The organism is Pseudomonas sp. Marseille-Q5117 (genome assembly GCF_946901175.1).
In the GTDB taxonomy this organism is placed as follows: domain Bacteria; phylum Pseudomonadota; class Gammaproteobacteria; order Pseudomonadales; family Pseudomonadaceae; genus Aquipseudomonas; species Aquipseudomonas iranensis.
In genome coordinates this window covers 65,631-92,393 of record NZ_CAMPPP010000008.1, presented here as the reverse complement: position 1 = coordinate 92,393, position 26,763 = coordinate 65,631, and the positions used below count along the sequence as shown (strand labels likewise).

The window sequence follows — 26,763 nt, the reverse complement described above, 5'->3', positions numbered from 1 at the left end:
AAAGATCAAAAGCCCCTCACCCTAGCCCTCTCCCAGAGGGAGAGGGAACCGATTGGGGGATGTTTTGAAAATTCGCCGACCTGACAGCGCTTCGTTGAATCCATAATCGGCTTGACCTGCCTGGTCGATGTACGTTGCGAAAGCCCCTACCCTAGCCCTCTCCCAGAGGGAGAGGGAACTGATTGGGGATGCTGCAGAAATACACTGAGCTGAACGATCCGCTGTGAATCCACAATCGACTCGGTCTTGCAGGTCGATGTCTGACGCAAGACACCGCGGTTGGCCCCCTCTCCCTCTGGGAGAGGGCTGGGGTGAGGGAAAGGGCCAGATTACATCTCGAATTCAGACTGCAACGCCGCCCGCACGCAATACAGCACGCCTTCAGGCACACGCCCGGCAAACAACTCAGCCACTTCAGCGACCGACGGCAACTCGCCCTCACCATCGAGGAATGCGTCCTGCACTTCGCCCATCAACTCCTCAGGCAAGTCCAGCGCCTGCTCCAGCGACAATTGCTGCTTGCCGATGGCTTCGGCGAGCATGGCGTAGACGTTTTTCTCCGAGCACTGCAGCTGCCCGGCGATCTGCAGCGGCGTCATGCCGGCGCGGGCCAGGGTGATCAGCTCGTGACGGACATCGGCGACCACCTTCGGCGCCTCCGCCTCGCCGCCGAGCACTTCGAGGAAGGCTTCGCCATAGCGTTCCAGCTTGCGCGCGCCGACGCCGCTGACCCGGGCCATTTCCGCCAGAGACGTCGGCTGGCTGCGGAGCATTTCCAACAACGTCGAGTCGGGGAAGATGACGTACGGCGGCACGCCGTGTTCTTCGGCCAATTTGCGCCGCAGTGCGCGCAAGGCTTCCCACTGTTCGCGCTCCTCGCCGCGCACCAGTTGGCTGGCCTGGCTCTTGCTGCCGGTTTTGGCGGTGACTTGCGGTTTCAGGTCGCGGCGCAGTTCCAGCTTCACTTCGCCTTTGAGCAGCGGCCGGCAACTGTCATTCAAGCGCAGACCGCCATAACCCTCGTGATCGACATCGGCCAACCCACGCGCCACCAGCTGGCGGAACAGCGAGCGCCACTCGCTCTCGCTCAACGCCTTGCCAACGCCGAACACCGACAAATGCTGATGGCCGAAGCTGCGCACCTTTTCGTTGTCCTTGCCCAGCAACACGTCGACCAGATGACCGACGCCATAGCGCTGGCCGGTGCGGAAAATCGCCGACAACGCCTGACGTGCAGGCTCGGTGGCGTCCCAGGTCTGCACGCCGTCGACACAGTTGTCGCAATGCCCGCACGGTTCGGGCATGTCTTCGTCGAAATAGGCCAGCAACGCCTGCCGGCGGCAGCGGGTCTCTTCGCACAGCGACAGCATCGCGTCGAGCTTGTGCTGCTCCAGACGCTTGTGCCGCTCGTCGCCTTCGGAGTTCTGCAGCATCTGTTTGAGCATCACGACGTCTTGCAGACCGTAAGCCATCCACGCATCCGCCGGCAGCCCGTCACGGCCGCCGCGCCCGGTTTCCTGGTAATACGCTTCGAGGGATTTAGGCAGATCAAGGTGCGCGACGAAGCGTACGTTGGGCTTGTCGATGCCCATGCCGAACGCCACGGTCGCGACCATGATCAGGCCTTCCTCATTGAGGAAGCGCTTCTGGTGATAGGCGCGCAGATCATTGGGCAGACCGGCGTGATACGGCAGCGCCGGGAAGCCCTGCTCGCTGAGGAACGCCGCAACCTCTTCGACCTTCTTGCGCGACAGGCAATACACGATGCCGGCATCGCTGCGCCGCTCGGCCAGGAACGCCAGCAACTGTTTGCGCGGCTGCTCCTTGGGCACGATGCGATAGAAGATGTTTGGGCGGTCGAAGCTCGACAGGAAGCGCTCGGCGTTCTGCAGGTGCAGGCGATCGACGATTTCTTCGCGGGTGCGCTTGTCGGCGGTCGCGGTGAGGGCAATGCGCGGAACGTTGGGGAACAGCTCTGCCAATTGGCCCAGTTGCAGGTATTCGCGGCGGAAATCGTGGCCCCATTGCGACACGCAATGCGCTTCGTCGATGGCGAACAGGGCGATTTCCAGGCTTTGCAGGAATGCCAGCATGCGCGGCTGGACCAGACGCTCCGGTGCGAGATAGAGCATTTTCACTTCGCCGCGCTTGATGCGCAGAGCGAGGTCGCGCTGCTGCTCGGCGCTCAGCGTGGAGTTCAGCGCAGCGGCGGCGACGCCCAGTTCTTCAAGGGTGGCGACCTGATCGTCCATCAGTGCGATCAGCGGTGATACCACTACCGCCAGACCTTCACGCAACAGCGCTGGCACCTGGAAGCACAACGACTTGCCGCCACCGGTAGGCATCAGCACCAGCGCATCACCGCCGCTGGCCACGCGCTCAATGATCGCACCCTGACGGCCACGGAAACTGTCGTAGCCGAAGATGTCCTTGAGGACGCGTTGAGCCTGTTCGAGCATAAAAACTCCAAAAATCTACCGATACATCCCTGCTCAGGCTGGTTCAGAGCAGCCTCGGCTGCTTAAACAAAACGTAAGAACACATTGCATGACCAGCGCAGCGCCGGCAGGGATCGCAAAACGCGGCAGTATACCCGAGGCCTTCGCCACAGAGGGCGCCGCTGAGAAGACTCACTCTGCTATTGACCTCACACCGAACCCTGTGGGAGCGAGCCTGCTCGCGAAAGCGACCTGTCAGTCGATGCAAAAGTGCCTGATACACCGCCTTCGCGAGCAGGCTCGCTCCCACAGGGTTATTCATCTTCCCAGTAAGGCCGGTAATTCGGGCAAATCTGCCAAGCGGCTGGCTAGAGCGCGCAAGAAGGCCTAGAATTCCCGCATTGTTTATTCCCCAAGGTAGCCCCGTAATGTCCTTCGCTGAGCAACTGACCCGCCTGCAAGTCTTCCTCGACGCCGACGAGCTGCACGACGAGGCGCTGGATTACGTCGCCGCCCACGGTTACCTGACCGCGCTGTCGATCTGCTCCGAAGACGTTCCGGAGCGCGAGTGGATCGACGCGCTGTTCGCCGAAGAGCCGCATTACGCCGACGAAGCCCAGCGCGCCGAAATCGAAGCCACGCTGATCGGCCTCAAAGCGCACATCGCTCGCCAACTGGCCTCGGATGAAGAATTCGAATTGCCGTGCGAACTGGATCTGGGCGAAGAGCCGGACGACTCCGAACTGCGTGGCTGGTGCATCGGTTTCATGGAAGGCGTGTTCCTGCGCGAAGCGGCCTGGTTCGAAACCGCCGAAGAAGAAGTCAGCGAAATGCTCCTGCCGATCATGGTCGGTTCCGGCCTGTTCGACGAGCAGCCTGAGTTCGAAGACATCGCCAAGGACGCCAACCTGATGGACGACATGATCGTGCAGATCCCGGAAGCCCTGACCGCGCTGTACCTGCTGTGCCAGGCACCCGACGAAAAACCGGCGATCCTCAAGCCACGCCACCACTAAGATCCGGCCTATGGACAACCCCATAGGCAACCGCCCCCTGATGTTGCGCTACGTGCTGCTGGCCATCGGCTGGCTCAGCGTCGCATTGGGGGTGATCGGCATCTTCCTGCCGGTCCTGCCCACCACCCCCTTCCTCCTGCTCGCCGCGGCCTGCTTCGCGCGCAGCTCTCCGCGTTTCTATCAATGGCTGGTCGAGCACCCACGGCTCGGGCCATGGATTCGCGACTACCTCGAAGGCAACGGTATTCCGCTCAAGGGCAAGGTCTATGCGATCGGGCTGATGTGGGTGAGCATTCTGTTCTCGTGTTATCTGGTGCCGCTGGTTTGGGCGCGGGGGTTCATGCTGACCAGTGCGGTGCTGGTGACGGTTTATATTGTGCGGCAGAAGACGTTGCGCAAATCCTGACACATGCCGTTAGCAGTGAGCAGGTATTCACCTGTCGATGATCTCCCACATTGCAACTCCTTCCACTGTGGGAGCGAGCCTGCTCGCGAAGACTGACGTGTGAGTAACGCAGTACCATCAGGCAGAAAAAAACCGCCGTCCCTATGAGCTGGACGGCGGTTTTTTTGTTTCAGACGGCGCTTACACCGTATCCACCTTCAACGAATGATCATTGAGCATGCCGCTGATGATCGTCGCCGTGTCATGCCCTCCAGCCACCATGCCGCCCGCCCCCGGTGTCACACCGTAGTGGCTGGCAAGGTTGACGCCGGCAAGGTCGATGGTCTGGTTCGGCGTGGCGCCGGCCATGGCGCTGACGTCGATGCTGGTCATCACCGAGGCGCCGCTGCCGCTGACGGTGAAGTGCAGGTAGTCATCGAGCGACGCGGTGCTGGCGTTTTCGCCTTGCAGCAGTTGTGACAGGTCGAGCTTGTCGGTGCCGGGGGTGAAGTCGGTGATCAGGTCGTGGCCGCTGTTGCCCTTGAGCCACTGGAAGGTGTCGGCCCCTGCCCCGCCCGTCAGCGTATTGTTGCCCATGCCACCGATCAGCAGATCATCGCCAGCGCCACCGTTGAGAAAGTCGTTGCCGAGGCCGCCGTTGATCACGTTGTTGTTGCCGTCGCCGGTGAGGCTGTCATTGAAGTTCGAGCCGAGTAGGTTTTCGATGCCGGTCAGCGTGTCGGTGCCGGCGCCGAGGGTGTTCTGCGCACCGAGCAGGCCGAGGTCGACGGTGACAGCGGCCGTGGCGTGGGCGTAGCTGGCGGTGTCGCTGCCAGTGCCGCCGTCGAGCAGGTCATTGCCGGCACCGCTGTAGAGCAAGTCGTTGCCGCCGTCGCCGTGCATTTCGTTATTGCCGGAGCCGGCGCTGAGCACGTCATTGCCGTCGCCGGCGTTGATCACGTTGTTGTCGCTGCCCGCTACCAACACATCGTCGCCAGCAGTGCCGGTCAGGGTGAGGCCGTCCTGATAGCTGATGCTGACGTTGGCCGTGTCGCTGCCGCCGTGGTTATCGTTGGCGGTGTAGGTGCCGTGGTAGTCCGGCGTGATGTCGTGGGCTCCCGCATAGTTGAGGGTCATGGTCAGTTGGTAGTTTTCCGCCGCGTTCGGGTTGCCGCCACCATTACCAATGTTGGTGATGTGAATCTGGTAGACGCCGTCCGCCGAGGCGCTGAGGGTCTGGCCGTCCGCCAGCGCCATCCAGGCACCGCCGTTGAGCGAATACTCCATGCTGATCTTACCGGCACCCAGATGGTGATCCAGATTGAGGGTTTCGCCCTGACGCAGATTGACGGTAATGCGGTCTTCATCGTTGGCATTGCTGTTGCTCACCATGCCCAGATAACCGCTGACCACCAGCACGGCGGTCATGGTCGCGGCATTGGCGCTGAAGGCGCTGCGCACGTTGGCCAGGTTCTGGTTGGCCGCATTATTGTTCTGCCCAGTGAAACCGATCAGGCCGGTGCCGGTGAAGTCCGCCGCTTTCGAAACCCAACCAGTATTGAAACTGGTGGGTGTGGCGTTGAGCGCATCGCCGTTCGGATCGCTGTCATTGGCCAGCAACAGCTCGCCCGGCACCACGATGTTGCCCGAGAGCACGTTGGTGATGACGTGATCGTCCATCGCCACCGGTGGCGCGTTGGGAATCACTTTTACCGTCAGGGTGGAGCTGGCCAGATCGCCGTCGTTGTCGCTGACGGTGAAACCGATGTTTTCGGTGATCACCACTGCGGTGGTTTTCTGCGAGGTGTAGCTGTATTCGCCAGTGTCGAGGTTGACCACCAGCGTGCCGCTGTTGTTGGTGGCGATACTGACGGTGTTGTTGGCGGTATTGAAAGTGCCGTGGTTGGCGCCACCGCTCGCGGTCAACGAACCCTGGCCACTGAGGGCTTTCGGATCGTAGGTGTAGGTGGTGCCGTCGACCACGATCGACTTGATGAAACCGCCATCGGCGCCGAACGAACCACCGTCGCCCAGCAGCGAACCGGTGACCGGCGCGCCCTGCACAGTGCCGGAGAGCACCGAGTTGAGCTGGTTGAGATCGGTGACCACCACCGCATTGGTGTTGGTGTGGTTGATGCCGTCGTACGCCAGCGGATCAAGGTTGGCGTTGCTCACGCCACTGCCCAGACCGATTGCATAGTTCTTGATGTTGTTGGCGTCGAGGAAGTTTTTCAGCGCGGCTTCGTCAGCCGCGCCGATGTCGCCCTCGTTGGGCTTGCCGTCGGAGAAGAAGTAGCCGACGTTCTGTGCCCCGGTGAGTTTGCCGGAGGTGTTGAACGCGGTCTGCATCACCGCCACGGCGGCGTCGTAGTTGGTGCCGCCGCCGGCGTTGAGGCCGGCGAGCAATGTCTTGGCAGTAGCGACATCGACCCACACCGTGGTGCGGTCGGCGGCACTGCTGCTGAACGTCACCAACTGCACTTTCACATCGCCCAGATCATCGTACTTGTCGAGCAAGGCGCCAATGGCCTGCTTGGCCAGCGCCAGCCGCGACAGGCCCGGCACGCCAGAGGGGTCGGCCATGCTGCCGGAGATGTCGAGGACGATGAGGATGTTGGAATCGATCTCCACTGCGGTAACCGAGCGATCCGAGGCAACGGCTTTCGGTATGTCGTCGACGATGTTGACCACGAGGGTGCTGGTGGTGCTGTTGCCCAGCGCATCGGTGGCTTTGTAGGTGAACGTTTCGCTGAGCGTGTTCGGCCCGTCGTTGGCGCTCGGCGCGGTTTTCGGTGCCGAGGTCAGCGTGTAGGTGTAGGTGCCGTCGGCGTTGAGCTGCAGTTGCCCGTAGCTGCCGGTGGCGTTGCCGAGCAGGGTGTACGTGATCGCGCCGCTGCCGCCACTGACCGAACCGACCAGCGTGCCGCTGGCGGTTTCGCCGGTGTTGCCCGGTTCGCTGCCGGTGACTGTGCCGGGGGCGAGATCCTGGCCATCTTTGGTGAGATCCAGAGCATTTTCGTAGACGGTGACGTCAGTGTCGCTGACGGCGATCAGGCAGCTGTTGTGCACATCGATGGTGATGGTGGTGGTGCTTTCGTCACCGTCGGAATCGCGCACGGTGTAGGTGAAAACATCCACCGCGCCCGGGCCGTTCACCTCGTTGGGATTGCTGTGATAAACGGCATTGCCGTTGGCGTCGAGGGTGAGGTAACCGTAGCTGCCGTTGATCTGCGAATTCAACCCCCCAATGGCCGATGTCGAAGTGTCGGCACCGGCGCGCACGCCGACCACTGCGCCGCTAACCGCGGGGCCATCCGCGCCGCCGATATCGTTGTTGAGTACGTTGCCGCTGACGCTGCCGCCCTCCGCCACCGAAGCCGCGTCCGCATGCGCAGTCGGCAAATCATCGACGATGTTGACGTTGATCTGGCCGCTGGCGGTACTGCCATCGGTATCAGTGGCGACCACGTCGAAGCTCTCGCTGAGGCTGTTGGCACCGTTGGCGTTCGGATGAGCTTCATTGTCGACCAGGGTGTAGCTGTAGCTGACCACTCCGGTGGCCGGGTCGTAACCGGTGATGGTGAACGTACTGCCCAATGGCGAGACCACCGATTGCGGCAAACCGGCGGCGACGCCATTGCTGATCACCGCAATGCCGCCGACCGTGAGGGTTTGCAGGCCATCAAGCGCAGTGACGGTGAAGCTGCCGCTCTGGGTCAGCGCCGACGTATTGGGGCTGCTGCCGTCGCCGAGGTTTTTCTCGTAGACGGTGATTTCGCCGCCCTTCACGTCGAGGCCGTCGAGGCACACCGGATCGTCGTTGTTATGGATGTTCAGCACCAGATTGGCGGTGCTGGTGTCGCCGTCGGCATCGGTGATGGTGTAGGCGAAGGTTTCCGTGCCGTTGCCGCCGCCCTGGAGGTTTTTGAAATCGGCGTCGTTGGCGTCCAGCGTGTAGGTGTAAGTGCCGTTGGCGTTGAGCACCAGCGTGCCGTAAGTGCCAGTGAAAGTACCGGCGGTTACCGGGCCGCTGGCGACGCGGTCGGCGCCCTGCACGTCGTTGTCGAGGACGTTGCCGGTCAGGGTCACCTGGGCTTCTGTTGCGCTGTCGGCATTGCTGTCATTCAGCGCCTTCGGCACGTCATCGACGATGCTCACAACGATCGTGCTGGTGACGACATTGCCCAGCGAATCGGTGACCTGATAGGTGAATGTTTCGCTCAGGCTGTTGGCGCCATCGTCAGCGTGCGGCGTAGTGGTCGCTGGCGAAGTCAGGGTGTAGGTGTAAGTGCCATTGGCGTTGAGGACGATCTGCCCGTAATTGCCGGTGGCGCTGCCGACCAGCGCATAGCTGATCGCGCCGACCGCGCCGGTGACCGAGCCGACCAGCGTGCCGGATGCGGTTTCGCCGGTGCTGTTCGGATCGCTGCCGACCACACTGCCCGCCGCCAGATCCTGGCCATCCTGGTTCAGGTCGAGGGCTTTTTCGTAGACGGTGACGTCAGTGTCGCTGACCGCTTTCAGGCAGCTGTTATAGACGTCGATGGTGATGGTCGTGGTGCTTTCGTCACCGTCGGCATCGCGCACGGTGTAGGTGAACACATCCACCGCGCCCGGGCCGTTCACCGTGTTCGGATTGCTGTGATAAACGGCGTTACCGTTGGCATCAAGCGTGAGGTAGCCGTAGGTGCCGTTGATCTGCGAATTGAGCCCGCCGATGGCCGAAGTCGAGGTGTCAGCATCGGCGCGCACGCCAACCACTGCACCGGTGACCGCCGGGCCGTCAGCGCCACCGACATCGTTGTTGAGTACGTTGCCGCTGACGGTGCCACCCTCGGCCACCGAAGCCGCGTCCGCATGCGCGGTCGGCAAATCATCAACGATGTTGACGTTGATCTGGCCGCTGGCGGTGCTGCCATCGGTGTCAGTCGCCACCACGTCGAAGTTCTCGGTGAGGCTGTTGGCGCCGCTGGCAGTCGAGTGGGCTTCGTTGTCGACCAGGGTGTAGCTGTAGCTGACCACGCCGGTCGTCGGGTCATAACCGCTGATGGTCAAGGTGCTGCCCAGCGGGGTGACGATTGATTGCGGGAAGCCTGCGGCCACGCCATTGGTGATCACCGCGATGCCGCCGACTGTGAGGGTCTGCAGACCATCGAGAGCGCTGACGGTGAAAGTGCCGTTCTGGGTCAGCGCCGGGGTGTTGGGGCTGGTGCCGTCGCTGAGGTTTTTTTCGTAGACGGTAAGTTCGCCGCCGTTGACGTCGAGGCCATTGAGCAGCACCGGATCGTCGTTGTTGTGGATGTTCAATACGAGATTGGCAGTGCTGGTATCGCCGTCGGCATCGGTGATGGTGTAGGCGAAGGTTTCAGTGCCGTTACCGCCGCCGGTCAAGGCTTTGAAATCGGCATCGCTGGTATTCAGGGTGTAGGTGTAAGTGCCGTCGGCGTTCAGACTCAAGGTGCCGTAAGTACCAGTGAATGTACCGGCCGTGACTGGACCGGCGGGTACGCGGTCGGCGCCTTGCACGTCGTTGGTCAGGACGTTGCCGGTCAGGGTCAGTTGGCTTTCTGATGCGGTACCGTTGCTGTCGTCGTTCGCTTTCGGCAGGTCGTCGACGATGTTTACATCCAGCGTGCCGGTGGCGGTTGTGCCGTTATCGTCGACCACGGTCACGGCAAACTGCTCAGGCAGATTGTTCGCGCCGTCGGCGTTCGGATGTGCTTCGTTGTCGGCCAGGGTGTAGCTGTAACTGACCACACCGGTTGCAGCGTTAAAACCAGTAATCGTCAGCGTGCTGCCCAGCGGCGTGGTGATCGATTGCGGGAAGCCTGCGGCGACGCCGTTGGTCACCACGGCGATGCCGCCGACGGTCAGCGTGGTGACGCCGTCCAGTGCAGTGATGGTGAACGTGCCGTTTTGTGTCAGCGCAGTGGCGTCCGGGGCGCTGCCGTCGCTGAGATTTTTCTCGTAGATCGTCAGCTCGCCGCCAGCGACGTTCAGGCCATCGATGGTGACTGGATCATCGTTGTTGTGAATCTGCAGAACGAGGTTGGCGCTGCTGCTATCGCCGTCGGCATCAGTGATGGTGTAGGCGAAGGTCTCTGTGCCGTTGCCACCGCCGGTCAAGGCTTTGAAATCGGCATCGCTGGTATTGAGCGTGTAGGTGTAGGTGCCGTCGGCGTTCAGAACCAAGGTGCCGTAAGTACCGGTGAATGTACCGGGCGTGACCGGTCCGGTGGGTACGCGGTCGGCGCCTTGGATGTCGTTGGTGAGGACATTGCCGGTCAGGGTCAGCAAGGTTTCCGAGGCAATGCCGTTGGCGTCGTCAAACGCTTTGGGCACGTCGTCGGTGATGTTCACGTCGAGGGTACCAGTGGCGCTGTCGCCATTGCTGTCGGTGGCGATCACGGTGAACTGTTCGCTGAGATTATTCACGCTGTCGCCGGCCGCGTGGGTTTCGTTGCCGTTGAGGGTGTAGCTGTAGCTGACCGTGCCGGTCGCCGCGTTGTAACCGGTGATGGTCAGGGTGTTGCCCAGTTGCGTGGTGATCGACTGGGGAAAGCCGATCGGCACGCCGCCAACAATCACGTTGATGCCGCCGATGCTCAGGCTGTTCAAACCATCCGCTGCCGAGACCGTGAAGCTGCCACTTTGCGTCAGCGCGCCTGGATTGGCCGCTGTACCGTCAGGCAGATTGGCTTCATTGAGGTTGAGTTCGCCATCCGCCCCATTGAGGCCGTTGAGGATGACCGGGTTGTTCACCGGTGGCGGTGGCACCACGACCGACGCTGGCGTGTCGTCGCCATTGTCGATGTCCGCGTCGCGACGATACTCGGGAAATTCGGGAATACCGTTGAAGCCGGCGGTAGGGAAACCAATGATCGGATCGACTCGGCCGCCGACTTCGGTGAGCAGAACGAAGCTGTGCCCGCCGCCCAGTTCACCGGTATTGCCGGTGGGCGCGTTGGGGCCGGCCGCGGTGGCTTCGGCGGTTTTGCTCGGGTCTTCCCCGGCGGCGATGGCTTGCTGGATCTGCTCGACATCGGTCAGTTGCGCCTGGCTTGGGGTCTGCGCTTCGTCGACGTTCACCGGGACAGCCTGGTCGGCCAGCAATTGCCCGGTCATGGTGATGCTGCTGCCCCGGCCGAGGGTCAATTCCTCGCCGTTTTGCAGTTTCACTGCCACCGCGCCTTCCGCGCCGGTGATCAGTTGATCGCCAGCGTACAAACGATCGCCTTCGAACAGCGGACGCTTGATGCCGTCGCTCGCCTGAGCGAACACCTGACCAATGACTTTTGTGACCGTACCGATGAGCGCTGCCATGTGAAATCCTCCGCTGCCGACCACCGTCGGCACAGGTTCGCGAAGCAGCCCATGGCTCAATCGGGTTGCCGGGGGCGACGCTCGCACCCTCGACAGTTCGTTTCGCAGGCCCGGTTTGAAACGAATTGTCAGCGCTATCAAGCACTTGCCAACCCTGTTCAATCCATCGACCCACTAGCGCTACGTAACGGCGGTGAATCACCCGAGTGACAAAAATCTGTCGCTCATTCGCCGTTACGCGTCCCTCCCCTTCAGCAGTACTTCGCAGTGTCTCGCAAAGTGAATGGAACTTTCCTCAAGCCTTTTCGAGCTCCCTAAAGCGCATAAAACAAAGGCTTTCGAGCTGAACAATGTGCTGCTTTTGAAAAACCGCATAAGTTTTTTTTGGAATAAACCTTATGAAAATTTTTTCTTAGCTACGCTCTAGGATGTTCTTAGCTCTGTTGTTACAAGAGTGAAACGCTTACACCCTAAATTTACGTCAAATATTTGGCGACGGTAACACAACATTGAGATCCAGGGAGATGCACCCATGCGCGTTCTAACCCCCCTCTGCAGCGCGGTTTTGCTGGCCATGGCTTGCACTTCCCAAGCCCAGGCGATGAACCTCACCGAGGCGATTCAAAGCACCATCGCCACCCATCCGGAGCTGGCTTCGCGCGTGGACGCCCGCCTGTCTGCGGATGAGCAGGTGAAAGTGGCCAAGGGCGGGTTTTATCCGTCAGTCGATCTGAACGCTGCCTACGGGCGTGGCTACAGCGACAACACCAACACCCGCGCCTTCGGTAATCACAACACCGAAATTCTCAACTACACCCAGTCGGAACTGCGCTTGCGGCAGATGATCTTCGACGGCTTCAACACCGCCAACGAGGTCGAGCGCACCAAGGGCGTGTCCAACTCGCGCGCCTACTACGCGCAAGGCACCGCGCAGGATCTGGCCCTGCGCACCATCGAGGTCTACCTCGAAGTGCTCAAGCGGCGGGAACTGGTGACACTGGCGAAGAACAACCTGCAGGCGCACTTGCGCGTCAACGATCAGATCGGCCTGCGCACCGAGCGCGGCATCGGCAGCACCGCCGACTCCGATCAATCGGTTGCCCGTCGTGCACTGGCGCAGAACAACCTCGACACCGCCGAAGTCGATCTGGCCGACGCCGAATCGAATTTCTACAGCGTGGTCGGACGCATGCCCGATGAGCTGGAAACCCCGGCCTCGACTCGCGGTGAGATGCCGCCGGACCTGCGTGAAGCGCAGCAGAGCATGGTGGACAACAACCCTTACCTGAAATCGGCCCAGGCTGACGTGCAGTCCGCCGAGAGCCAGTATGAAGTGGCCAAGTCGCCGTTCTACCCGCGCTTCGATGCCGAAGCAGCAGTCGGCGCAAACAACAACGTGCAGGGCGACGAAGGCCACGACAACGAATGGCGTGTCGGTGTGGTGATGAACTACAACCTGTTCCGTGGCGGCAGCGACAAGGCACGTCTGGCCGCGAATGCCCACGACATCAACCAGGCGATGGACATCCGCAACAACGCCCTGCGTCAGCTCAACGAGAACATTCGTCTGGCCTGGAACGCCATGGAGAACGCCAAGAAGCAGACACCGACCGCCCGCGAATACGCCGAAACCACCAAACGCGTGCGCGCCGCTTATCAGGACCAGTTCGGCCTCGGCCAACGCACCCTGCTCGACCTGCTCGACAGCGAAAACGAGCTGTACAACGCCAACCGCCGCTACACCGAAATCCGCTACACCGAGGAATACTCGATGTACCGCGTGCTGGCGAACATGGGCCAGTTGCTGAGCAAGCAACGCGTGGTGCTGCCGGCTGATGCGATTGCCACGACCGAAGTGAAAAACCAGGCGCGCCTGCCCGAGTTGAAATAGATCCTGCAGGACCTGCCGAAGGCTGCGATCTCTGATCGTTCCCACGCTCTGGCGTGGGAATGCAGCCCGTGACGCTCCGCGTCACTGGACGCAGAGCGTCCCTAGAGGCATTCCCACGCAGAGCGTGGGAACGATCCGATAACCGAGCCCGTTCAACAGAGGCAATCACTATGACCAGCATGGAACCCGGCGCCACCGGGGTCGATCCGCGCCTGAGCTTCGACGATCCGTTACTGGACGGCCTGCTGATCCTCTGCAAACTGCATGGCGCCACGGTCAGTCGTGCCAGCCTGAGCGCCGGGCTGCCCCTGAACAAACAACGCCTGAGCCTCGATCTGTTGCCCCGTGCAGCCGCGAGGGCCGGATTGCAGGCGCGGTTGTTGCGCCGTGACCTGAAAGACATTTCGCCGCTGAACCTGCCGATCCTGCTGCTGCTCAACGACGGCCGCACTGCCGTGCTGCGGCGCTTCGGCGAGGATGGCAAAGCCCTGCTGCTGCCCAGTGAAGCCGACGGCGGCGAACAATGGGTCAGTCGCGAAGAGCTCAGCGCACACTACAGCGGCCAGGCCTTGTTCGCCCGTCCGCGCCACGAACTCGAAGACCTGCGTGCGCCGCTGGTGCCACGGGTAAATGCGTGGTTTCGCGACACCCTTAAACTGTCGAAATGGCTGTACAGCGATGCGATTCTCGCCAGTTTTCTGATCAACCTGCTGGGCCTGATGGTGCCGTTGTTCGTCATGCAGACCTACGACCGCGTGGTGCCCAATCAGGCGACCTCGACGCTGTGGGTGCTGTCGATCGGCCTGTTGATCGGCACCGGTTTTGAACTGGTGCTGCGCGTAGTGCGTGCGCACCTGCTCGACACCGCCGGCAAGAAAACCGATGTGATCCTCTCGGCAACGTTGTTCGAGCGCATCACCGGCATGTCGATGAAAGCGCGGCCGGCGACCATCGGCGGCTTTGCCCAGAGCATTCACGATTTCCAGGGCCTGCGTGAATTTCTCACTGCCGTGACCCTGACCAGCCTGATCGACTTGCCCTTCGTGGTGTTGATGCTGGTGGTAATCGGCCTGCTCGGCGGCTGGCTGGTGGTGATTCCGCTGCTGGCGTTTCCGATCACCATCATCTTCGCCATGGCGATTCAGGTGCGCCTGCGTGACACCGTGCAGAAAAGCCTGAGCCTCGGCGCTGAGCGTCAGGCAGTGCTGATCGAAACCCTCGGCGGTCTGGAAACCCTCAAGGCCTGCGGCGCCGAAAGCGAGCGCCAGCACAAATGGGAAAGCACCCACGGCGCCCTCACCCGCCTCGACAGCCACGCACGCAACCTGTCGGCCCTGGCCACCAATGGCACGCTGTTCATCCAGCAGTTTTCCGGGATGGCGACGATTGTGGCCGGGGTCTACAGCATCATTGCCGGCAACCTCAGCGTCGGCGCGCTGGTCGCCACTTACATGCTCGGCAGCCGCGTACTCGCCCCGCTCGGCCAGATCGCCGGGCTGATCACCCGTTACCAGCAAGCGCAACTAACGATGAAAAGCACAGATGCGCTGATGGCACTGCCGCAGGAACGCGACGGCAAACAACGGCCACTGGAACGCACGCAGCTGCAAGGCGCACTGGACGTCAGCGGCGTGACGTTTCACTACAACGGCCAGAATGCGCCGGCGCTGAGCGAGGTCAGCTTCAGCCTGAAAGCCGGTGAGCGGGTCGGCATCATCGGCCGCAGCGGTTCCGGCAAAAGTACGTTGGCGCGATTGGTGATGGGTTTCTACGAAGCGGAACAAGGCCAGTTACTGCTCGACGGCCTCGACCTGCGCCAACTGGACGTGGCTGACCTGCGCCAGCAGATCGGATATGTCGCCCACGACCTGCCGCTGCTGGCCGGCAGCCTGCGCGACAACCTGACCCTGGGCGCGCGTTACATCAGCGATTCACGCATGCTCGAAGTCGCCGAACTGACTGGCGTCACCGAACTGGCCCGACAACACCCGCAAGGCTTCGACCGACCGGTGGGCGAACGCGGACAACTGCTATCCGGCGGCCAACGCCAGGCGGTGTTGCTGGCGCGCGCGTTACTGCTCGATCCGCCGATCATGCTGCTCGACGAACCCACCAGCGCCATGGACTACAGCAGTGAAGATGCGCTGCGGCAGAAACTGCATGGCTGGGTGCAAGGCAAAACCCTGCTGCTGGTGACCCACCGCACGTCGATGCTGAGCCTGGTGGACCGGTTGCTGGTGCTGGACAACGGCCGGGTCGTCGCTGACGGCCCGAAAGAAGCGGTCATCGATGCACTGCGCAAGGGCCGTGTCGGCTCGGCGGCGGTCTAGGAGTTACGCCATGCCAGCTACTTCCGATAGCAACAAGCGCGGCTACTTCGACAGCTTCGGCAAAAGCGCCGAAGCCGAGTTCATGCCGGAAACCGCCGGCGCGGCGTTGCAGGATTCGCCGCGCAAATCGCGGATCACCGTGTGGCTGGCGGCAGCGCTGCTGATCGCCGCCCTGGTCTGGGCCAAATTCGCCGTGCTCGAAGAAGTCACCATGGGCGAAGGCAAGGCGATTCCATCAAGCAAGGTTCAGGTGATCCAGAACCTTGAGGGCGGCATCGTCACCGAGATTTTCGTTCGCGAAGGCCAGATGGTCGGCAAGGGCGACACCCTGTTGCGTCTGGATGACACGCGCTTTCGCTCGAACAAGGGCGAAAGCGAGGCCGACCGTTACGCGCTGACCGCGCAGGTTGAACGGCTGTCAGCGGAGGCCGAGGGACGCCCCTTCAAACTCTCCGCTGAAGTCATCGCCAAGGCGCCGCAAGTCGCCGAGGACGAACGCTCACTGTACGAGCAACGCCAACGCCGCCTGGCCAGCGAGCAGCGCACCCTCAGTGAACAACTGCGGCAGAAAACCCAGGAACTGGCGGAGTTTCGTTCCAAGCAAGGCCAGTTCAGCTCCAGCCTCGCGTTGTTGCAGCAAGAGATGAACATGTCGGAACCGCTGGTCAAAACCGGCGCTGTGTCACCGGTGGAAATTCTCCGCCTCAGACGCAGTGCCGTGGAAATTCGCGGTTCGCTGAACGCTACCACGCTGGCGATTCCCCGCGCCGAATCGGCCATCGCCGAGATCCGCAGCAAGATCGACGAATCCGAGCAGACCTTCCGTTCCGAGGCCGCCAAAGAGCTGAATGAGAAACGCACCGACCTGTCGAAAATCACCGCCTCGAGCATCGCCATCGACGATCGCGTCAGCCGCACCACGGTGACGTCGCCGGTGCGTGGCGTGATCAAGCAGATGAAGGTCAACACCATCGGTGGCGTGGTCCAGCCGGGCAGCGACATGGTCGAAATCGTGCCGCTGGAAGACAACCTGCTGATCGAAGCAAAAGTCCGCCCGCAAGATGTCGCGTTCCTGCATCCGGGCCAGAAAGCCATGGTCAAGTTCAGCGCCTATGACTACACGATTTACGGCGGGCTGAGCGCCAAACTGGAGCTGATCGGCGCCGATACGATTACCGACGACAAGGGCAACAGCTTCTATCTGATTCAGGTGCGCACCGACAAAAACCACCTGGGCGGCGACGTGAAACCGCTGCTGATCATCCCGGGGATGGTGGCGACGGTGGACATTATTACCGGTGAGAAAAGCGTCTTGGATTACTTGCTCAAACCCGTGCTGAAAGCGCGGACCGAGGCGATGCGCGAGCGCTAGTGATCTTTGAATTGCGGTGATTGATCTGGCGCTTTCGCGAGCAGGCTCGCTCCCACAATTGGAATGCGTTCCCCTGTGGGAGCGAGCCTGCTCGCGAAGAGGCCCGCACAGACAATGATCATCTGTCGCCATGGTTACGCTGGAAGACCTCCTCCCCCATCGCCGCAATCTGCCCTTCGATCAGCGCTTCAAACGGCTTGAGCAACGGCGCAAACGTCGTCGGCGCTTCGAGGGTTTCCAGCGCCTGCACGATCGCCTCGATCGTCGATAGCGCCCCCGGCCCCGGCGCCTTGCGCAAGCGATAGCGCGACACCCCGCCCTCGGCCAGGGTCACCCGTGGCAGCGCCGCCAGCAGCGGATTGAGGTGCAGCATCTTTCGCGCCTTGCGCCAGGTGCCGTCCGGGACGACCAGCAACATTGGCTGATCATTTGGCGCGTAAGCCTGCAACGGCTGCGCATCCTCAGCCGGGAACAGCAAGCGCGCCTGATAGCCCGGCCGGTTCAACAGTTTCGGCAAATCCTCGAACACCTCACCAACAATCAGCTCGGCATTGCTCAGCCCCAGCGCCGCCAGCCGCGCGGTATTGAGCGCGTGGCTGACCTCGCTCGGATGCTGCAGCACTAACACGCGCGTGCGGCTGTCGAGGTGCGGAATCAACGGGCACAGGCAGTGGGTTTGGGGGCGCAGGCAGCGCGGGCATTGGGCTCGGGACATGGTGGGTTACGCCTGATTCAATTGCGCTTTGAGCAAATCGCGGAAGGTCTGGATCAGCGGCTCGCGGCTGCGGCCCCTGCGCATGATCATCGAAAACGGTGCCTGATAACCGAAGGTCGCCGGCAGCAGAACGCGCAGATCACCCTTGTCGGCCCAGGCCTGCGCGTAGTGCTCCGGCAGATAACCAATGTAGGCGCCGGAGAGCACCAGAATCAGCTGCGCTTCCATACTTTCCACGGTCGCGGCACTGTGTTTGAAACCGTGCCGGGCCAGTTCCGCCTGACTCCAGTAACCGCGCCCGACCATCCGTTGCTGGGTGATGACCTGCTCGGGGATGCGCCGTTCGTTGAACAGTGGATGGCGACTGCTGCAATACAGCCAGTGCTGCTCGCGGTACAGCGGCATGTAGACCAGACCGCTCATGCGCGTGGAAAACGCACCGATGGCCAGATCGAGGCGATTGTCCTGCACGCCGAGCTGCAATTCATAAGGGCTCATCACTGACAGGTGCAAATGCACCGCCGGGTGTTCCTGACTGTAGGCGCCGATGGCTTCGGCAAATGGCAGCGCCTTGTCGCTGACCGTGGAGTCGATCACCCCGAGATTGAGCGTGCCGCGCAGCTCGCCCTTGAGCGCGGCGGCGTATTGCTCGAAGCCTTCAAGCTCGGCGAGCAGGCGCAGGGTTTCCTGATGGAACAGCTCGCCCTTGCTGGTCAGGCTGAAGCCACCGCGCCCACGATGGCACAGCACCAGACCAAGCGCGGCTTCGAGCTGGCTCATGTAGGTGCTGATCGCCGAGGTCGACAGGTTGAGTTCCTGCTGCGCATTGGCAAAACCCTGATGGCGCACGACGCTGACGAAGATGCGCAGGAGTTTCAGGTCGGGTAAAGCGTTGGCCATTTCTGCTCCCAAGGATCGTTCCCACGCTCTGCGTGGGAATGCAGCCCGTGACGCTCTGCGTCACTTGCGAGTACGGCTGGACGCGGAGCGTCCGTGGATGCATTCCCACGCAGAGCATGGGAACGATCAGGTGTGGAAGTCTGGCATTAGTTTAGAAAAATCTGAACTAAGTTTTTGCCCGTAGCGATTTTTCCCCGTCACTACATTTCGCATGATCGGCCCCACAGCGGCGTCCGAACCTGTGCTCAACGGCGCGCCGGCATAAATAAAACAAAGACGATGAGGCCCTACCCGTGGACAAGATTCTTCACCAACCACTGGGCGGCAACGAAATGCCGCGCTTCGGCGGCATCGCCACCATGCTCCGACTCCCCCATGTACCGACCGCTGCCGGTCTGGACGCTGCCTTCGTTGGCGTGCCGCTGGACATCGGCACTTCGCTGCGCCCCGGCACGCGCTTCGGGCCGCGCGATATCCGCACCGAATCGGTGATGATCCGCCCGTACAACATGGCCACCGGTGCCGCGCCGTTCGACTCGCTGTCGGTGGCCGACATCGGTGACGTGGCGATCAACACCTTCAACCTGCTCGACGCCGTGCGCATCATCGAAGAAGCCTACGACAACATCCTCGAGCACAACGTCATCCCGATGACCCTGGGCGGCGACCACACCATCACCCTGCCGATCCTGCGCGCGATTCATAAAAAGCACGGCAAGGTTGGCCTGGTGCACATCGATGCCCACGCTGACGTCAACGATCACATGTTCGGCGAAAAGATCGCCCACGGCACCACGTTCCGTCGTGCCGTCGAAGAAGGTCTGCTCGATTGCGACCGCGTGGTGCAGATCGGTTTGCGTGCCCAGGGTTACACCGCTGACGACTTCAACTGGAGCCGCGATCAGGGCTTCCGTGTGGTGCAGGCCGAAGAGTGCTGGCACAAGTCGCTGGCGCCGTTGATGGCTGAAGTACGCGAGAAAGTCGGTGGCGGTCCGGTGTATCTGAGTTTCGATATCGACGGCATCGACCCGGCCTGGGCGCCCGGCACCGGCACCCCGGAAATCGGCGGCCTGACCACCATTCAGGCGATTGAAATCGTCCGTGGCTGCCAGGGCCTCGACCTGATCGGTTGCGATCTGGTAGAAGTCTCGCCCGCTTACGACACCACCGGCAACACCTCGCTGCTGGCCGCCAACCTGCTGTACGAAATGCTCTGCGTACTGCCTGGCGTGGTTCATCGCTGAGGGTCGGGTCATGCACGCACGTGATCAGGTTCTGCACGCGGCCGCCGAGTTGGTCGCCGCGTTTGCGCGTAACGATCGCGAAGCTTACTTCGGCGCATTCAGCACAGATGCCAGCTTCGTTTTCTACACCCTCGACCAGCCATTGCTGTCGCGCGATGCCTATCAGGCGTTGTGGGACCGCTGGCGTGCCGAGGATGGATTCGAGGTGCTGTCGTGCACCTCGAGCAACGCCTTTGTCAGCCTGCAGGGTGACGTGGCGATTTTCATCCATGACGTGGCCACCGAGCTGCGCATGCAAGGGGAGCAACACTTCAGCCAGGAGCGCGAGACGATTGTTTTCAGAAGACAAGCGTCGAGCCTAGAACAACAAGGCCTATGGCTGGCCTGTCACGAACATTTGTCCGCAATGCCGGAAGGGCTGCCACCCCCTTAGCCAATGGTGACGCTCACGCACGATGAGCGCGCCTGATGATCGGAGCAGATCATGAATAACAACAACAACGAAAAAAGCCTTAGCAGCATCGAAACAAACGGGGTCGAACAGATCCCGGATCATGAGCGCGACGCCCGACCCAGCGACTTGTTTCGCTTGATCTTCGGCGGCGCCAATACGTTTGCCACCGCTGTGCTCGGCAGTTTCCCGGTGCTGTTCGGCCTGTCGTTTCAGGCGGGTGTCTGGGCGATTGTGCTGGGTGTGGTGGTCGGTGCGCTGATCCTCGCACCGATGGGCCTGTTCGGCCCGCTCAACGGCACCAACAACGCCGTGTCTTCCGGTGCGCACTTCGGCGTGCACGGGCGGATTGTCGGGTCGTTCCTGTCGTTGCTGACGGCAATCGCCTTCTTTTCGCTGTCAGTGTGGAGCTCGGGGGATGCGCTGGTCGGCGGTGCCAAACGCCTCGTTGATCTGCCGGAAACCGACCTGACCCTGGGCCTGGCCTACGGTCTGTTCGCGCTGCTGGTGCTGACCGTGTGCATCTACGGTTTCCGCATCATGCTGTGGGTCAACCGCATCGCGGTGTGGGCCGCGAGCCTGTTGTTCCTGCTCGGCATCTTCGCCTTCGCCCCTGCATTTGACAGCCAGTACGCCGGCAGCGTGGCACTGGGTCAGGCCGGGTTCTGGGCGGCATTCATCGGCGCGGCACTGGTGGCGATGAGCAACCCGATTTCCTTCGGTGCGTTTCTCGGCGACTGGTCGCGCTACATCCCGCGTAAGACGCCAAAGGGCCGGATCATGCTGGCGGTGATCGCCGCGCAACTGGCGACGTTGATCCCGTTCCTGTTCGGCCTCGCCACCGCCACCATCGTCGCGATCAAGGCGCCGGACTACATCGCCGCGAACAACTATGTCGGCGGCTTGCTGGCTGTGTCGCCGAGCTGGTTCTTCCTGCCGGTGTGCCTGATTGCGGTGATCGGCGGCATGTCCACCGGCACCACGTCGCTGTATGGCACCGGGCTGGACATGTCCAGCGTGTTCCCGCGCGTGCTGTCCCGGGTCAAGGCGACCTTGCTGATCGGCGTGCTGTCGATCGCCTTCATCTTCATCGGCCGGTTTGCGGCGAACCTGGTGCAGAGCGTGTCGACGTTCGCCGTGCTGATCATCACCTGCACCACCCCGTGGATGGTGATCATGATCATAGGCCTGCTGGTGCGACGCGGCTTCTACTGCCCGAATGATCTGCAAGTGTTCACTCGCGGCGAACAGGGCGGACGCTACTGGTTCAACCATGGCTGGAACTGGCGCGGTCTGGGGGCGTGGATTCCGAGTGCGCTGGTCGGCCTGTGCTTCGTCAACCTGCCGGGGCAGTTCGTCGGCCCGCTGGGCGAACTGGCCGGTGGCATCGACATCAGTCTGCCGGTGACATTGGGCCTGGCGTCGGTGGTGTATCTGACGCTGCTGCGCTTGTTCCCCGAACCTCGGGAGGTGTTTGGGCCAACGGATGTGCGCAGTGAAGCCGCCATAAAACCCGAACTACGTCAGGCCGCCTGAATAAACGCAAAACCCTGTGGGAGCGAGCCTGCTCGCGAAGACTTCAGCACATCCAACATTGGTGTGACTGACAGACCGCCTTCGCGAGCAGGCTCGCTCCCACAGGAAGCCTTGCAGACCCCATTTGCTTGACCATAAAAAAGACAATCGGAGACACGCCATCATGGCTTTGGATTTATTCGTCGTACTCATTTATGCCGCTGCGATGCTGATTCTCGGCTACTACGGCATGCGCAAGGCCAAGACCCACGAAGACTATCTGGTTGCCGGGCGTAATCTGGGGCCGTCGCTGTACATGGGCACCATGGCGGCGACCGTTCTCGGCGGCGCGTCCACCGTCGGCACCGTGCGTCTGGGTTACGTGCATGGCATCTCCGGATTCTGGCTGTGCGCGGCACTGGGCTGCGGCATCGTCGCGCTGAACCTGTTCCTCGCCAAACCCTTGCTGAAACTCAAGGTATTCACCGTCACCCAGGTCCTGGAGAAGCGCTACAACCCGATGGCGCGCACCGCCAGTGCGACGATCATGCTCGCTTACGCGCTGATGATCGGCGTGACCTCGATTCTCGCGATCGGCACCGTGCTGCAAGTGTTGTTCGGTCTGCCCTTCTGGATTTCCGTACTGCTGGGCGGCGGTATCGTGGTGACTTATTCAACGATCGGCGGCATGTGGTCGCTGACCCTGACGGACATCGTCCAGTTCGGCATCCAGACGGTTGGCCTGATGTTCGTGTTGTTGCCGATCTGCCTGTACCGCGTAGGCGGCTGGGATCAATTGGTCGCGCAACTGCCGGCGGCCAGCTTCAACTTCACCAGCATCGGCTGGGACACGATCATTACCTACTTCATGATCTACTTCTTCGGCATCCTGATCGGCCAGGACATCTGGCAGCGGGTCTTCACCGCCAAAAGCGAAAAAGTCGCCAAGTACGCCGGCACTTCCGCGGGGATCTACTGCATCATTTACGGCCTGGTCTGCGCCTTGATCGGCATGGCTGCGCATGTACTGATTCCGGATCTGGACAACGTCAACAACGCCTTTGCCGCCATCGTCAAAGTCTCGCTGCCTGACGGCATCCGTGGCCTGGTGATCGCTGCCGCACTGGCGGCGATGATGTCCACCGCCAGCGCCGGCCTGCTCGCCGCGTCCACCACCCTGACTGAAGACCTGCTGCCGAAACTGCGCGGCGGCAAACAGTCCAACGTCGCGGTCAGCCGTCTGTTTACCCTGCTGACGGGGATCGCGGTGCTGGGTATTGCTCTGGTCGTTAACGACGTGATCAGCGCGCTGACTCTGGCTTACAACCTCTTGGTCGGCGGCATGCTGATTCCGCTGATGGGCGCGATTTTCTGGAAGCGTGCGACCACTGCCGGGGCGATCAGCGCAATGACGCTGGGCTTTATCACGGCGCTGGTGTTCATGGTCAAGGACGGCATGGACGCGAACTCGCCGATCTATTACAGCCTGGGTGTCAGCCTGGTGAGCTTTGTACTGGTCAGCCTGTTCTCGCCGCGCCCGGCGACCGTGGCAACGGCGGTGTGAATCGGCTGTAACGACTTGATGTTTTCTTCAGCGGGTGTGGCGTCGGTAACCACACCCGTTTTTTTTGCCTGATAAAAAACAAAAGATCGCAGCCTTCGGCAGCTCCTACACTTTGTAGAAACTGCCGACGGCTGCGATCTTGAAATCTCTGATCGCAGGTATTAACGGCGACGTGGCTGGCGTCGGCGCTGTTCGTCGTCCGTGCGAATCGGTACCGGTTGCAGAGGCGGTTCGATCAAACCGAGGGCAACTCCCAAATCGTGCAGCCAGTTCTGGATTTTCTCTTTCATCGTCATGCCCCCTTCAGGGTGGTGCTGAGCGGCCGGAATTCTGAGGCCGCTTCGCACTGATAATAGTCCGAAGTCCTACGCAATGCTCGGCCAAATCCGCAATGATCTGTTACTGAATTGAACAGAATCTGTTGCGATTGGTTCAGGCTGTTTCACGCACTTCATGCAAAGCCACGGGATAGACCGCTTGCTGCACGTCGATCCAGGCATTCAGGTTGGCCCCGGCCATGCCCTTGCGCCACATGAGCCATGTTGTCGCACCCGCGAACGGCGCGGCCAACGGATGCACGGCGACGCTTTCGCGACCCGGCAGGCTGGCCAGCATCGACTCGGCCATCAACGCCACACCACTGCCGGCAATCACACAGGCGAGCATGCCCTGATACGACTCGATCTCCATCGGCCGGCCCATCGCCGCGTGGTAGTGAGAGAACCACGCTTCCAGACGCATGCGATATGAACAGCCCTGACGGAAGGTGAATACCGAGCGTCCCTCGACATCCCGCGCGCTGTGCACCGGTGGATGGTCGATTTCGGTTATCAGCACCAGCCGCTCCTCGCACAACGGCACGCCATCGAGCCCGGCCAGTTCCAGAGGGCCGTCGACCAACGCCGCGTCGAGGCGACCGGTGAGCAACCCTTCGAGCAATTCCCCGGTCGGTGCCGATTGCACCTGCAAATTCACCATCGGGTATTGCTTGTGATAACGCGCCAGCAACGCCGGCAGATGGATCGCCGCCGTGCTGTACATGGTGCCCAGCACGAAGTCGCCGGCCGGTTGCCCGCCCATCACCGCCGCACTGGCCTGATCGCGCAGAGCGAAAAGTTTGCCGGTGTAATCGAGCAAAACCTTGCCCGCCGGCGACAGTTGCAAGCGCTGCCGTTCGCGGACGAACAGTTCGACACCCAACTGCTCTTCGAGCTGTTTCAGCCGCGTCGACAGATTCGACGGCACACGATGCAAACGCTCGGCGGCGCGGGTGATCGAGCCTTCCTCGGCGACCGCCTGAAATATCCGCAGTTGGCTGAATTCCACCCACTTTCTCCTGAACAGAACAAGTTACTCACTATTATTCAATTTTAAAGAAAGTCAATCGATCCTAGCCTGACGGTCATTGCTGCTTTGAAGGAAGCCCGACCATGTCGCCGCTGATACGTTTATCCGCCTGTTTCGTTGCCCTGATGATGGCCATGGGCATTGGCCGTTTCGCCGCCTCCTCAGATGCCGCACCTGCTCAGCGAAGGGCAGATCGACCTCACCGCTGCCGGGCTGATCGCGGCGGCCAACTACTTCGGCTATCTGCTCGGTGCCGTGGATGCGATGTTCGCCCAGCGGCCGCAGCAGGTGCAGCGACGATTGCATGGCGGGCTGTGGCTGTGCGTGCTGCTGACCCTGGCGTCGTTCTGGGCCAACGGTTTCTGGTCGCACTTGCTGCTGCGTTTTGGTACCGGGGTGGCGAGTGCCTGGGTGCTGGTGATGATTACTTCACTCAGTCAGCCGCTGGCGGCGGCAGCGGGTCGCCCGCGCTGGGGTGCTCTGGTTTTCGCCGGGCCGGGTCTGGGGATTTTTCTCACAGGGTTGCTAGCGCTGGTCTCACATCGCTTGCAGCAGACATCGGCAACCCTGTGGCTGATCTACGCGGCCGCCGCGTTGCTGATGATGCTCGGCGTCTGGCGGTTGTTGCCGCAGCCCACGGTGGTAGCGAGGCCAGCGCCACCCCATGTGAACCCAGCGAATCGCGGCATTGCCCGGCTGGCGCTGGTGTATGCGTTGTACGGCATCGGCTACATCATTCCGGCAACGTTCCTGTCGCAGATGGCCAATGCGCAGTTTCACGGCCAGTGGCAGGCGGATCTGTTCTGGCCGTGCTTTGGCCTCGGCGCGGCAATCGGTGTGTGGTTGGTGAGTCTGCGCCGACATGATCCCGAGACCACGCGGCACTGGCTGATGGCGACGTTGTGGCTGCAAGCGGCCGGAGTGTTCGCCTGTCTGCTGGGCAGCGGCCTCGGTCTGGCGTTGGGGGTGATCCTCTGCGGCACGCCGTTTCTGGCCTGCATGCAACTGGTCATGCAGCGGTCGCGAGAGCTGGCGCCCCACGCCACTCAGCGCAACGCCGGGATGCTCACGGCGTGCTTCGCTGTCGGCCAGCTCAGCGGCCCGCTGCTGGCGGCGCTGAGCAGCCATTTCAGCGGCGGCTTGCAGCCGGCGCTGCTGATCGCCGGTGCCGGCCTGTTGCTGGCCGGCGCGCTGGCGATGCAGGCCAAGGCTACTGGCCCAGCGCCTTGCGCAAACGCCGACGCAGCCACTGTTCGGCGCTGACGAAAGTGATGCCGAGCAGCACCAGCACGGCGCCGATGACGAAGTTCACGCTCAACTGTTCGCCGAGCAGCAGCACGCCGAAGGTCACGCCGAACAACGGCGTCATGAACGAGAACACCGCAAGGTTGGCCGCCAGATAACGGCGCAGCAGCCAGAACCACACCAGGTAGCTGAAGAACGACACCACCAGGCCCTGGAACAGCACACTGGCCACCGCCACGGTAGTCAGGCTGACGTGGGTGATCTGGCCGCTGAACAGCGCGATCAACAGCAGGCCGATGAAACCGACCAGCAACTGATAGAACAGGGTCAGCGTCACCGGCGCTTCCGACAATCGCGAGGCGCGCACCACCACGGTGGTCGCGCCCCAACAGGCGCCGGCCAATACGCCGAAGGCATCGCCCAGCAGCATGCGCCGATCAAGGTTGTCCCACGACACACCGCCAGCGAAGGCAATCGCAATGCCGATGAAAGCCAGGAGAATCCCCAGCCATTGCAACGGGCGCAACCGCTCGCTGGCGAGCAGGAAATGCACGCCGAGTGCGGTGGAGATCGGCGCGGTATACAAGAACACCGACATATGCGCGGCGGTAGTCAGTTGCAGGCCTTCGGCGATGAACAGGAACTCCAGACCAAACAGCGCACCGGCCAGCAAGCCGCCGCGCCAGGTGCTGCCGACCTGATCCCAACCGCCCTTCCAGCAGATCAGTAAACCGACCAGTAACGCAGAAATCCCCGAGCGCCCCGCCGCTTGCATCACCGGCGCGATGTCCGTTGCCGCCCATTTGATCAGAACTTGCTGCACACCCCAGATCAGGCACAGGCCGATCATCACTTGCAGGGCAAAACCGTCGGCATTGCGCCGCTCGGCACTCACCGCAACACCTCGAACACACACAACATGGCAGGCCATCCAATGGTCAGAAAACAGTGTCGGGGATTATCAATCAGATGCGCGGAAAAAGCCGTCTGGAAAAGACATTAAGTTGGTCAGTGGCGTCAGCGCTGA

16 protein-coding genes and 1 pseudogene are annotated in these 26,763 nt (G+C 61.8%); 10 read left to right on the top strand and 7 right to left on the bottom strand.

From position 1 onward, the window contains the following. Positions 1-329: 329 nt before the first annotated feature. Positions 330-2,459 carry a DNA helicase RecQ gene (gene recQ, locus OC605_RS14855; protein WP_024012058.1) on the bottom strand — a complete coding sequence of 710 codons (2,130 nt, stop codon included), beginning with the start codon at positions 2,457-2,459 and terminating at the stop codon, positions 330-332. A gap of 407 nt (positions 2,460-2,866) precedes the next feature. On the opposite strand from recQ, the gene OC605_RS14850 reads away from it, so the two are divergent. Beyond that, entirely contained in the window at positions 2,867-3,454 is a 588-nt protein-coding gene (locus tag OC605_RS14850; RefSeq protein ID WP_101158594.1) for a YecA family protein, read from the top strand. Positions 3,455-3,464: 10 nt separating this feature from the next. Beyond that, positions 3,465-3,860, top strand: coding sequence for a YbaN family protein (locus OC605_RS14845; protein WP_262137904.1), 396 nt, complete (start codon positions 3,465-3,467; stop codon positions 3,858-3,860). A gap of 180 nt (positions 3,861-4,040) precedes the next feature. On the opposite strand, the gene OC605_RS14840 is transcribed toward OC605_RS14845, so the two are convergent. Further along, a complete protein-coding gene (locus OC605_RS14840; RefSeq protein WP_262137903.1) occupies positions 4,041-11,162 on the bottom strand; it encodes a retention module-containing protein in 7,122 nt (2,373 codons plus the stop codon). Between the two features lie 532 nt (positions 11,163-11,694). On the opposite strand from OC605_RS14840, the gene OC605_RS14835 reads away from it, so the two are divergent. The 3 genes from OC605_RS14835 (at position 11,695) to OC605_RS14825 (ending at position 16,755) form a co-directional block, all read left to right on the top strand. After that, complete coding sequence (locus OC605_RS14835; RefSeq protein WP_016771146.1) at positions 11,695-13,053, top strand: TolC family outer membrane protein; 1,359 nt, start codon at positions 11,695-11,697, stop codon at positions 13,051-13,053. Positions 13,054-13,223: 170 nt separating this feature from the next. Further along, on the top strand, positions 13,224-15,383 hold the full coding sequence (locus tag OC605_RS14830; protein WP_262137899.1) for a type I secretion system permease/ATPase: 2,160 nt from the start codon (positions 13,224-13,226) through the stop codon (positions 15,381-15,383). A gap of 10 nt (positions 15,384-15,393) precedes the next feature. Continuing rightward, positions 15,394-16,755 carry an HlyD family type I secretion periplasmic adaptor subunit gene (locus OC605_RS14825; protein WP_262137898.1) on the top strand — a complete coding sequence of 454 codons (1,362 nt, stop codon included), beginning with the start codon at positions 15,394-15,396 and terminating at the stop codon, positions 16,753-16,755. A gap of 118 nt (positions 16,756-16,873) precedes the next feature. On the opposite strand, the gene OC605_RS14820 is transcribed toward OC605_RS14825, so the two are convergent. Beyond that, positions 16,874-17,470, bottom strand: coding sequence for a tRNA-uridine aminocarboxypropyltransferase (locus OC605_RS14820; protein WP_262137897.1), 597 nt, complete (start codon positions 17,468-17,470; stop codon positions 16,874-16,876). Between the two features lie 6 nt (positions 17,471-17,476). Next, entirely contained in the window at positions 17,477-18,370 is an 894-nt protein-coding gene (locus OC605_RS14815) for a LysR family transcriptional regulator (RefSeq protein WP_007956593.1), read from the bottom strand. Positions 18,371-18,663: 293 nt separating this feature from the next. Here OC605_RS14815 and speB point away from each other — a divergent pair, with 293 nt between their 5' ends. The 4 genes from speB to OC605_RS14795 all read left to right on the top strand — a co-directional run bounded on the left by speB (position 18,664) and on the right by OC605_RS14795 (position 23,144). Beyond that, entirely contained in the window at positions 18,664-19,614 is a 951-nt protein-coding gene (gene speB / locus OC605_RS14810; protein WP_003222717.1) for an agmatinase, read from the top strand. Between the two features lie 10 nt (positions 19,615-19,624). Continuing rightward, positions 19,625-20,047: a YybH family protein gene (locus tag OC605_RS14805; RefSeq protein ID WP_076566508.1), complete on the top strand. Its 423-nt coding sequence runs from the start codon at positions 19,625-19,627 to the stop codon at positions 20,045-20,047. Positions 20,048-20,098: 51 nt separating this feature from the next. Further along, a complete protein-coding gene (locus tag OC605_RS14800; RefSeq protein WP_262137895.1) occupies positions 20,099-21,601 on the top strand; it encodes a purine-cytosine permease family protein in 1,503 nt (500 codons plus the stop codon). Positions 21,602-21,764: 163 nt separating this feature from the next. Then, on the top strand, positions 21,765-23,144 hold the full coding sequence (locus OC605_RS14795; RefSeq protein WP_110601986.1) for a sodium:solute symporter: 1,380 nt from the start codon (positions 21,765-21,767) through the stop codon (positions 23,142-23,144). 161 nt (positions 23,145-23,305) lie between these two features. Here OC605_RS14795 and OC605_RS14790 read toward each other — a convergent pair whose 3' ends face one another. Together OC605_RS14790 and ptrR are read right to left on the bottom strand one after the other, a co-directional pair. Further along, positions 23,306-23,434: a PA1414 family protein gene (locus tag OC605_RS14790; RefSeq protein ID WP_003184145.1), complete on the bottom strand. Its 129-nt coding sequence runs from the start codon at positions 23,432-23,434 to the stop codon at positions 23,306-23,308. A 142-nt stretch (positions 23,435-23,576) separates the two neighbouring features. Then, entirely contained in the window at positions 23,577-24,470 is an 894-nt protein-coding gene (gene ptrR / locus OC605_RS14785) for a putrescine utilization regulator PtrR (protein ID WP_262137893.1), read from the bottom strand. Positions 24,471-24,574: 104 nt separating this feature from the next. Here ptrR and OC605_RS14780 point away from each other — a divergent pair. After that, positions 24,575-25,754: pseudogene (locus OC605_RS14780) on the top strand (MFS transporter). Here OC605_RS14780 and OC605_RS14775 read toward each other — a convergent pair. Further along, positions 25,702-26,631: a DMT family transporter gene (locus OC605_RS14775; protein ID WP_262137892.1), complete on the bottom strand. Its 930-nt coding sequence runs from the start codon at positions 26,629-26,631 to the stop codon at positions 25,702-25,704. The pseudogene OC605_RS14780 and the gene OC605_RS14775 sit on opposite strands and share 53 nt — an antisense overlap. Positions 26,632-26,763 lie beyond the last annotated feature (132 nt).

Excerpts from the sequence above, each read along its gene's own strand:
- recQ (WP_024012058.1), bottom strand. The coding sequence starts at position 2,459 with ATGCTCGAACAGGCTCAACGCGTCCTCAAGGACATCTTCGGCTACGAC.
- OC605_RS14850 (WP_101158594.1), top strand. The coding sequence starts at position 2,867 with ATGTCCTTCGCTGAGCAACTGACCCGCCTGCAAGTCTTCCTCGACGCC.
- OC605_RS14845 (WP_262137904.1), top strand. The coding sequence starts at position 3,465 with ATGGACAACCCCATAGGCAACCGCCCCCTGATGTTGCGCTACGTGCTG.
- OC605_RS14840 (WP_262137903.1), bottom strand. The coding sequence starts at position 11,162 with ATGGCAGCGCTCATCGGTACGGTCACAAAAGTCATTGGTCAGGTGTTC.
- OC605_RS14835 (WP_016771146.1), top strand. The coding sequence starts at position 11,695 with ATGCGCGTTCTAACCCCCCTCTGCAGCGCGGTTTTGCTGGCCATGGCT.
- OC605_RS14830 (WP_262137899.1), top strand. The coding sequence starts at position 13,224 with ATGACCAGCATGGAACCCGGCGCCACCGGGGTCGATCCGCGCCTGAGC.
- OC605_RS14825 (WP_262137898.1), top strand. The coding sequence starts at position 15,394 with ATGCCAGCTACTTCCGATAGCAACAAGCGCGGCTACTTCGACAGCTTC.
- OC605_RS14820 (WP_262137897.1), bottom strand. The coding sequence starts at position 17,470 with ATGTCCCGAGCCCAATGCCCGCGCTGCCTGCGCCCCCAAACCCACTGC.
- OC605_RS14815 (WP_007956593.1), bottom strand. The coding sequence starts at position 18,370 with ATGGCCAACGCTTTACCCGACCTGAAACTCCTGCGCATCTTCGTCAGC.
- OC605_RS14805 (WP_076566508.1), top strand. The coding sequence starts at position 19,625 with ATGCACGCACGTGATCAGGTTCTGCACGCGGCCGCCGAGTTGGTCGCC.
- OC605_RS14800 (WP_262137895.1), top strand. The coding sequence starts at position 20,099 with ATGAATAACAACAACAACGAAAAAAGCCTTAGCAGCATCGAAACAAAC.
- OC605_RS14795 (WP_110601986.1), top strand. The coding sequence starts at position 21,765 with ATGGCTTTGGATTTATTCGTCGTACTCATTTATGCCGCTGCGATGCTG.
- OC605_RS14790 (WP_003184145.1), bottom strand. The coding sequence starts at position 23,434 with ATGAAAGAGAAAATCCAGAACTGGCTGCACGATTTGGGAGTTGCCCTC.